Origin of the sequence: Photobacterium sanguinicancri, assembly GCF_002265265.1 — a bacterium.
Taxonomy (GTDB): domain Bacteria; phylum Pseudomonadota; class Gammaproteobacteria; order Enterobacterales; family Vibrionaceae; genus Photobacterium; species Photobacterium sanguinicancri.
Genome location: NZ_NOIF01000201.1, coordinates 1 through 8,758 on the forward strand (window position 1 = coordinate 1; position 8,758 = coordinate 8,758).

At 43.0% G+C, this 8,758-nt stretch carries 8 protein-coding genes; 5 read left to right on the plus strand and 3 right to left on the minus strand.

The window, feature by feature from the left end:
• Positions 1 to 3: 3 nt before the first annotated feature.
• Both ASV53_RS20835 and ASV53_RS26170 read right to left on the minus strand, forming a co-directional pair.
• A complete protein-coding gene (locus tag ASV53_RS20835) occupies positions 4 to 387 on the minus strand; it encodes a hypothetical protein (protein WP_094958520.1) in 384 nt (127 codons plus the stop codon).
• 261 nt (positions 388 to 648) lie between these two features.
• Positions 649 to 1,149, minus strand: a complete 501-nt coding sequence (locus ASV53_RS26170; protein ID WP_094958514.1) for a type II secretion system protein — start codon at positions 1,147 to 1,149, stop codon at positions 649 to 651.
• Positions 1,150 to 1,664: 515 nt separating this feature from the next.
• Here ASV53_RS26170 and ASV53_RS20845 point away from each other — a divergent pair.
• Together ASV53_RS20845 and ASV53_RS20850 are read left to right on the plus strand one after the other, a co-directional pair.
• Positions 1,665 to 2,873, plus strand: coding sequence for a NupC/NupG family nucleoside CNT transporter (locus ASV53_RS20845; protein WP_094958515.1), 1,209 nt, complete (start codon positions 1,665 to 1,667; stop codon positions 2,871 to 2,873).
• Positions 2,874 to 3,059: 186 nt separating this feature from the next.
• The gene (locus tag ASV53_RS20850; protein ID WP_094958516.1) at positions 3,060 to 3,416 is read left to right on the plus strand and encodes a VOC family protein; all 357 of its coding nucleotides are present in this window, start codon (positions 3,060 to 3,062) and stop codon (positions 3,414 to 3,416) included.
• An 89-nt stretch (positions 3,417 to 3,505) separates the two neighbouring features.
• Here the strand turns inward: ASV53_RS20850 and ASV53_RS20855 are convergent, their stop codons facing one another.
• Positions 3,506 to 4,387 (minus strand): NAD(P)-dependent oxidoreductase, encoded by an 882-nt coding sequence (locus tag ASV53_RS20855; protein WP_094958517.1) that lies wholly within the window; start codon positions 4,385 to 4,387, stop codon positions 3,506 to 3,508.
• A 404-nt stretch (positions 4,388 to 4,791) separates the two neighbouring features.
• Between ASV53_RS20855 and ASV53_RS20860 the strand changes: the two genes are divergently transcribed.
• From ASV53_RS20860 to secF, 3 genes are all read left to right on the plus strand, one after another.
• Complete coding sequence (locus ASV53_RS20860; protein ID WP_094958518.1) at positions 4,792 to 5,322, plus strand: hypothetical protein; 531 nt, start codon at positions 4,792 to 4,794, stop codon at positions 5,320 to 5,322.
• Between the two features lie 323 nt (positions 5,323 to 5,645).
• Entirely contained in the window at positions 5,646 to 7,433 is a 1,788-nt protein-coding gene (secD, locus tag ASV53_RS20865; RefSeq protein ID WP_062691435.1) for a protein translocase subunit SecD, read from the plus strand.
• Between the two features lie 4 nt (positions 7,434 to 7,437).
• Positions 7,438 to 8,337, plus strand: a complete 900-nt coding sequence (gene secF, locus ASV53_RS20870) for a protein translocase subunit SecF (protein WP_094958519.1) — start codon at positions 7,438 to 7,440, stop codon at positions 8,335 to 8,337.
• Positions 8,338 to 8,758: the final 421 nt, after the last annotated feature.

Genomic DNA, 8,758 nt, shown 5'->3' on the forward strand with positions numbered 1-8,758 from the left:
ACTTTATTGGTAAATATTGCCACCAATGTTGATGGTTTCCGCTGCTTTTTTAATTTTTATACCACCTAAATAGATATTACCTTTGACTGTTAGGTATTCTGGTAGTTCTGTTATTTTAGTATGCGCAAGGTATAGGTTGCCACCGACATAAAGAAAAGGTGGAAGTTGTGATATAGCCGTTCCCATCAAACTTAAATCTCCCATAACCTGCAAACCGTTATTTATCTGGGTTATTTTTGAATGGGCTAAATTAATATAACCCTGAACTTTAAGTGTGCGGGGCAGTTTCATTATTTGACTATAAGCAAGGTTGAGATTACCTCCAACAGTTAATGAGCGTGGTAGTCGTGTGAGCTGGCTTTTTTCGAGGTTTAAATTACCTTTCACGTTAAGTGGGTCAGGTAAATCGAGCTGAACACTACTTGGGATACGAAGGTTGCCATACGAATCACTGTAATTAAGTAGCTTAACGTCTAAGACAAACTGGTTCGCATAGAGGTTAGAGCTGCCAAATAAGCTTATAAATACGGCCACTTTTGTAAGCGATTTAACACATTGTGTCAGGTTTTGCGTTGGCATAGGCATAATGTGTCGATAGCGAAGTGTCGCTGCACATTATGCCAGAAATACATTTAAAGGCGAAGTTGGCTAGCAGCCATCATTCACTAAATTAAAAATCAGTTTTCCTGTTTGTTTCTTATTAAGCACTCTGAGGTAACACATACTATTTTCAATTTGTACTTGTTCTAATGACTGTTCACTTTGGTAGGCGTAGATACCTTCACCGTAGTATTCATTCGATGCCGCAATTTCAATGTCTGTTACTTGCATGTCTGTTGTCATAGCGAGTGCTACATTTTCTTGATTCTGAGTGATATGCCCGTATTTCAGTTCTATGGATGCATCTGCACTTTCAACTAAGACTTGTGTGCCATCTAAATGGATGACTTCATATTGCTCTAAGCCTTGAATTACCGCTTTACCAAAAACAATGCCATCGGCCCCTTGTAGCGCCCCTTGAAAACCTTGCAGCGTGGCAATTCGAGCATCGCTTTGGATATTCAAAAAGCGTGGGGCGGCAAACACTGCCAAAATGCCGAGTACGACAATAACGATAACTAGCTCAATTAAGGTAAATCCTTTCTGCATGTTACACACTCTATGAGTCGGATGAAGTGCTGTTTCTTTAAACCTAGAATGGGCTTTTAAAAGTTACAAATGAAACCTATTGCATTTTGAGGTTTATCTACTATGAGAGTTGTTTATTTACTCACGCGAAAGCAAACGATTTCGTTGTCTGTCTAGGTTAAAAAATGCGCAAGTGGAGCCAGATCACGAAAAATTATGCATCTAAAATTGTTAATGTGATTTCGATCTCTATATACTCCGCCCTCGGCCAGAACCATCGAGTTCAGCCACCTTATTACAAGCTGTCACCATGGAATGTGAACGACCCACGGAGTTGGACCGGCAGAGTATTAGCTTGTTATCAAGGTGACTTGTATGTTGTTTAGTTGGACGAACATTTCTTTATTTTCTGAAGGTTTTTCTTCAGAACCCACCTATTGTGCTTTTTCCCCGAAAGCAATTGTTCCTCTATGGCAACAGGCAGTAACACCTTCATTTTTCGCAATCCATTTTAAAAGAAGTAGCAGGACGAAATAATGCAGTTGTTAATTAGTATTGCCGGTATTTTTGTACTGGTGGCATGCGCATGCGTATTATCTGAAAATCGAAAAGCAATCAACTGGCGTACAGTTGGTGGGGCCTTGTTATTACAGGCTGGATTTGCCGCTTTGGTGTTGTATATACCTATTGGGCAAAAGATGCTGGGAGCCATGAGTAGTGGTGTAGCAAGCATTCTTGGTTTCGCTGATGAAGGGATCAAGTTTCTATTTGGTGATTTAGCAACAACTGGTTTTATCTTCGCTGTTCGCGTCCTCCCTCTTGTTATTTTCATTAGTGCTTTAATTTCTTTGCTTTACCACCTTGGCGTGATGCAGTGGATCATTCGTGTTATTGGTGGCGGCATTCAACGTTTACTTGGCACAAGCCGTGCTGAATCGTTAGTCGCAACTGGTAACATCTTCCTGTCTCAAGGCGAATCCCCTCTGCTTGTTAAACCTTTCCTTCCTCAAATGACTCGCTCAGAACTGTTTGCAGTTATGACGGGTGGTATGGCATCGGTTGCGGGTAGTGTGTTGGGCGGTTATGCCGGTCTAGGTGTTGATCTTAAATACCTTATTGCAGCAAGTTTCATGGCAGCGCCAGGTAGTTTGTTGATGGCGAAGATTCTTGTTCCTGAGCAAAGTGTGCCAGTAGAGCAAACCGATATCGAAATGGCAAAAAGCGATCACAGCAACATGATTGATGCGTTGGCTGCTGGTGCGATGAACGGCATGAAAGTGGCTGTGGCAATCGGTACTATGCTTATTGCTTTCGTGAGTGTGATTGCGATGGCAAATGCTGGCTTAGAAATGGTTGGTGGCTGGGTTGGTTTTGAAGGGTTAACGCTGCAAAACATTCTTGGTTACTTGTTCTCGCCACTTGCTTTCCTAATTGGCGTACCAGCGACTGAAATGCTGCAAGCAGGTGCGTTCATTGGTCAGAAAATGATTCTGAACGAGTTTGTTGCTTTCCTAGACTTCGTTAGTATCAAAGACACGCTATCATCACAAAGCCAAGTTATTATTACTTTTGCACTTTGTGGCTTCGCCAATATTGGTTCTATTGCGATTCAAATTGGTTCTATTGGTGTTATGGCTCCAGAACGTCGTAGTGATGTTGCAAGCCTAGGCTTTAAAGCTGTGTTGGCTGCGACATTGGCTAACCTAATGAGTGCTGCACTTGCTGGCATCTTTATTGGTCTGTAATACGATAGTCAATTAGCGAAAACACTGAAGCCGTTGCAGAGATGCAGCGGCTTTTTTATTACATCTGGTATACAGCGCTGGCAGGGTTAAGAGACATTGCGGGGGATCACGTTTGTTTATTTGGTTTAAGACGTCGAGGTGGATTGTTACTAAACTGGATTGAAGAATGAAAGTGAGGGATAACCAATGAATAAGCACGAAGCTATCAACTATTTAGAACTGCCTGCAAAAGATATTTCTGCAACAAAAGCATTCTTCACAACTGTTTTTAAGTGGACGTTTGTCGATTATGGCCCTGATTATTCAGCATTCAGTGACTCTGGTGTTGAAGGTGGCTTTTATCAGTCTGATTTAATGAGTACCACGTTGAAAGGGGCGGCGTTAATTGTGTTCTATAGTGATAAGTTGGAACAAACACAAGCGAAGGTTGAGCAAGCGGGTGGGGCGATCATCAAACCTATATTTACCTTCCCCGGAGGTCGACGTTTTCATTTTATCGAGCCAAGTGGCAATGAGTTTGCGGTGTGGTCGGATAAAGAATAAAGCGCCACGTTACGCCGTTATTTTATGGTCTATGTATCAAGATAAGAGGCAATGAAATGTTTCATCGCCCTTTATATGATGGTGGTTACTTAGCGCGCTTCGTCATCAAACTGTTTAATCAGTACAGAGGTATCGGCGCGGCTGTAGCCACGTTGTTGCAACGAAGCGTAACGCTCATCTACTTGCTTGGCCAATGGCAGGTCAACACCTAGCTTATCGGCAGCATCAAAGCAGATACTCAGATCTTTACGCATCCAGTCGATGGCAAAACCGAAATCAAAGTCGTTCTTGGCCATGGTTGCTGCGCGATTTTCTAATTGCCAAGATCCTGCAGCGCCGTGTTTGAGCACTTCTGTCATTTGTTCTATATCCAACCCTGCCGATTTTGCCAATGTGATGGCTTCAGACAAACCTTGCAACACGCCTGCAATACACAGTTGGTTAGCCATTTTGGTTACTTGGCCATAGCCAACATCACCCATTAGTGTTGTGGCTTTCGCAAAACAAGCCATAACGGGGTGCGCTTTTTCAAATGTTGCTGCGTCACCACCGACCATTACAGTTAGGCAACCGTTGACTGCGCCAGCTTCACCACCAGAAACAGGGGCATCTAAAAAGTGGGTGTTGGTCGTTAAAGCAGCAGCCGCAACTTCGCGAGCAACTTCAGCAGACGCTGTTGTATTGTCGATAAGAACCGCCCCCGCTTGCGCTGTACTCAAAATGCCGTTTTCACCTGTATATACTTGGCGAACATCGTCGTCGTTGCCAACACAGGTAAAGATAAATTCTGCCCCTTTTGCTGCTTCTGCAGGTGTCAGTGCATGTGAGCCTTTATACTGTGCTAACCAGCGTTCAGCCGTTGCTGTTGTGCGGTTATATACGGTTACGTCATGTCCAGCATTGGCAAGGTGACCTGCCATAGGAAAGCCCATAGTACCTAAACCAATGAAGGCAATTTTGTGTGTTGTCATAAATTTAACTTCCTTTATTTTGATTTTTGTTACGGCAATATAGCGAGGGCGAGTAAGGGTTTCAAACATTATCATGTGATGGTCGGTACACATATAAAGAGGGACTATTAGTGATTTGGGCTGGATGCATTGCAATACTTAACATTTATCTGATCATGTTAACCATACATAAGTGCGCCTCGACACTGATTCTGTCCCTATTTCGGCATCTAGATTCGCTTTAAAATAGTGGAGAATAAACCAATTTGCTCTCTTATTGACCAATTATTACTTTTGTAAATAAGGCGTATTAAAACCGTGAACCAGCAATGTAGGCATGACAATGGATCTTGGTTAAATAAGTACTTGTAACAAACAGTATCGAACTTTATGATGCTGTAACTTTAAATAATAATGCAAAGACTATGCTGATAACGTTCTTACGTGTTTTGATGGTGGTGTTTTGTCTGGGTGCGGGTTCATTCGCACATGCAGACGACATTCGCGCGCCTCAAATACCGACAGTAACGTCAGTGCATTATTCGCAGCATGTGCATGAATCTCTTTCCATAACGGACACGACCCAAACGATCGATATGGCAGCGAACTTTCCTCAGCTGCAATGTGTTTTTAAGCAAAAGTTCAGCGTGAATCATCAACAACCCGAAAAAGGGTCGCATACCGATGATGTCCACCGTTTTCATATCGGCATGATGTATACCTCGCGTTATAGCAGCATGTTGCGAGATGATCCTGAAACACTACAACCTTTTTATCAATTGGCGCATGAACTGCCGATTGAACCATCGCAATTCTTAGTTATTGGCTATCAAGCTGAAATCAGTCCATCTGTAGACTGGATGTTAACCCATGTATCTTCTTCTTCTCGGCTGTCTGGCTGGAAAGAATCCAACCTCACGCATACTCAATATCAGCATCGCCTGATAACCGCTTAGTTCTAGTTTGGTATTCGCAATTCAACCTGCTTAGGATCAGTGTACTTACTGATCTGCTGTTGATGTGCTTAATACCCTCCAAAACCTGATTACTTCTTTTTATATGAAGTTATCTCTGTGTTTTTAATACTAATACCATTAATTAACCAGCAAGCATGATTTGGTAATTGATGGGGTTGGTATCACACGAATCTTGCATTTTTTGTTGCCGTTTTTAGGCGAAAACAGCAATGTTCCGTGTGAAACTTGGCGTTTATAAAATGAATCAAAGAACATCGACAATCTCTAGTCCAAGAGCTAGCCAAAGATCTAAACCACGATTAATGAACCATTACTCCGCGTGGAAGTATGTTGTATTAATTGTCACCTTATGTGTGATGGCGCTGAGTGCGATCCCGACTTGGTATGGTGAAAATGCCGCTATTCAAATTGGGGCTAAAGCTGGCCTGTCTGCTTCTCCACTTTCGCTGCAACGCGCGTTAACAGATCAAGGTATTAGCACGAAACGCATTGATCAAAGCGGTAATAAAACGATTGTTGTACTTAATGATGAATCGCAACAAGCACATGCTAAATCAGTTTTATCTACGATGGTTAAAGATAGCTCTCAAATCGCTTTGGCCCTTGAACCAGCAGCTCCTATGTGGCTTCAGTCAATGGGCTTTGCCCCGATAAAACTGGGCTTAGATTTGCGCGGCGGGGTGCAGTTCTTACTTGATGTTGATATTGATCAGGTATTTAGTGCGCAAACTGAACAACTGTCTGATGAGCTACGTTTGCACTTGCGTAAAGAGGGTATTCGCTCAACATCCATGACACAAACACAAAGTGATACCTTGGCTGTGAGCCTACCGGATGCAGACGCTAATAGTACTGTTCGAGCATTTGTGAGTAAGCAATATCCGCAATGGCAGGTGCGTAGCAGCAAAGGTGATGGTCTTTACATCACAATGAAAGAAAGTGAGCAAACTCAGTTACGTAATTTAACCGTACAACAAAACCTGCAAACAATGCGTAGCCGTATTGAAGAATTAGGTATTACCGAAGCGTTAGTTCAGCGCCAAGGTGAACACCGTATTCGTATTGAATTACCGGGTGTTCAAGATCCAGCAGCGGCTAAAAATGTTATTGGTGCTACCGCGAGTCTTGCTTTTTATGAAGTAAAAGAAGCGGGCACTGGCAGTACTATGGTGGTTAACGACAAAGATGGTCGCCCTGTACGTGTTGCTCGTAAACCTGTGCTTGGCGGGGATCACATTGTTGATGCGCGTGGTAGCTTGGGTGAGATGGGTATGCCTGAAGTTAACATTACTTTGGACAGTACTGGCGGCAAAATCATGTCTGAATTCTCGCGTACTCACATTGGTAAGCCAATGGCGACCTCTTACAGTGAATACAGTCGTGATGAAAATGGTAAAGCGAGCCAAAGTAACGAAATCATTAGTGTTGCGACAATTCAATCTCAGTTGGGTAACCGCTTCCGCATTACAGGCGCTGGTTCACTACAAGATGCACAAGAACTTGCATTATTGCTACGCGCTGGTTCATTGACTGCGCCTGTTACGATTGTTGAAGAGCGCACCATTGGCCCGACATTGGGTGCAGAAAATATTGAAAATGGTTTTGCGGCACTGGGCCTTGGTCTTGGCATTACTCTGCTATTTATGGCGTGCTGGTACCGTCGCTTAGGTTGGGTCGCGAATATTGCCCTAGTGTCTAACATGATCATGCTTTTTGGTTTGTTAGCAATGATTCCAGGGGCGGTACTTACGTTGCCGGGGATTGCAGGCTTAGTGCTTACTGTTGGTATGGCGGTAGATACAAACGTACTTATATTTGAACGAATTAAAGATAAGTTACGTGAAGGTCGTAGTATGGCGCAAGCAATTGACCGTGGTTTTGACAGTGCTTTTGGTACGATCTTCGATGCTAACTTCACCACAATGATCACTGCTGTTGTGCTTTATTCTGTGGGTAACGGTCCTATTCAAGGTTTTGCCCTAACATTAGGCCTTGGCCTGCTCACCAGTATGTTTACCGGTATTTTTGCCTCACGCGCCATGATCAATCTGGTGTGGGGTCGTGACTCTCGCCGCGAAGTAAGGATTTAACACCATGTTTATTAATATGAAAAATGCAACAAAATGGCGTTACCGTACGAGTATGGTGTCAGTTTTACTCATGGTGCTGTCAATCTCTATGATTGCGGTGAAAGGGCTTAACTGGGGTTTAGATTTCACTGGTGGGGTTGTGACTGAAATTCAGATCAAACCGGAAATTACCAGCAGTGAGATAGGGCCATTGATGGATGCTGCGATGAAACAAGATGTTGCAGTTATTTCAGCCAGTGAACCAGGCCGCTGGGTATTACGCTATGCTGCGCCTGAAGCTGGGCAAGAGCTGCAAAATGTCAGCACAATTCTTGCGCCTTTACACAGCAAAGTTGAAGTCTTAAATACATCGATTGTTGGCCCGCAAGTAGGGGCTGAAATGGCGAACCAAGGTGGCATGGCTATTTTGGTCGCGATGTTATGTATTTTAGGTTACCTCAGCTACCGCTTTGAATGGCGATTAGCGGCGGGCTCGTTGTTTGCGTTATTGCACGATGTGGTGTTTGTATTGGGTTTCTTTGCGGCAACGCAAATGGAGTTCAACCTGACCGTGTTGGCGGCAGTGCTGGCTATTTTGGGTTACTCCTTGAATGACTCGATTATTATTGCTGACAGGATCCGAGAGTTACTGATTTCGAAACCTAATCAAGATACAGAAACAACAAATAACCAAGCTATTGCGGCAACTATCTCCCGTACTATGGTGACATCAGGAACCACCCTTATTACGGTAGGGGCATTATGGTTACTGGGTGGTGGGCCATTAGAAGGTTTCTCTATTGCGATGTTCATTGGTATCGTAACAGGGACGTGGTCGTCTATATCTGTCGGTACAACATTACCGGAATACCTTGGTTTAAAACCTGAGCATTATATGGCAAAACCAATTAGTGAAGAGCCATAAGCTCATCAAAATACAGAAGGCCACATTATGTGGCCTTTTTTATTTGATGTTAAAACTAATGGTTATATTGAAGCGAGGTTGTAAACTAGTTATGGAGAAAACACGAGCTTGATAGTTCGGCTGTTTTTGGGATGGTAGTGACTCATAATTTGTGGGTATATTTGGGCTTAACATCTTATTTTATATAAATTCTATTTGTTACTTAATATCTAATTAGATAGGACGCCTAGAGAATTTATGGTGTGTTTAACAGCGTGATTAAGAAGAACCATTATCTGACTTATACTGCCGAAGAGTAAGAGGTTTGCTATAAAGCCTTTTTTTGGGTGGCTCTTGTCAGCAAACTTACCCTTAAGTACATGAAAATATAATTCATGACGAGGTGGGTGTCTTTTTAGCTCCTATAAATGCTTATATTTAT

Excerpts from the sequence above, each read along its gene's own strand:
- ASV53_RS20845 (WP_094958515.1), top strand. The coding sequence starts at position 1,665 with ATGCAGTTGTTAATTAGTATTGCCGGTATTTTTGTACTGGTGGCATGC.
- ASV53_RS20860 (WP_094958518.1), top strand. The coding sequence starts at position 4,792 with ATGCTGATAACGTTCTTACGTGTTTTGATGGTGGTGTTTTGTCTGGGT.
- secF (WP_094958519.1), top strand. The coding sequence starts at position 7,438 with ATGTTTATTAATATGAAAAATGCAACAAAATGGCGTTACCGTACGAGT.
- ASV53_RS20850 (WP_094958516.1), top strand. The coding sequence starts at position 3,060 with ATGAATAAGCACGAAGCTATCAACTATTTAGAACTGCCTGCAAAAGAT.
- ASV53_RS20855 (WP_094958517.1), bottom strand. The coding sequence starts at position 4,387 with ATGACAACACACAAAATTGCCTTCATTGGTTTAGGTACTATGGGCTTT.
- ASV53_RS26170 (WP_094958514.1), bottom strand. The coding sequence starts at position 1,149 with ATGCAGAAAGGATTTACCTTAATTGAGCTAGTTATCGTTATTGTCGTA.
- secD (WP_062691435.1), top strand. The coding sequence starts at position 5,646 with ATGAACCATTACTCCGCGTGGAAGTATGTTGTATTAATTGTCACCTTA.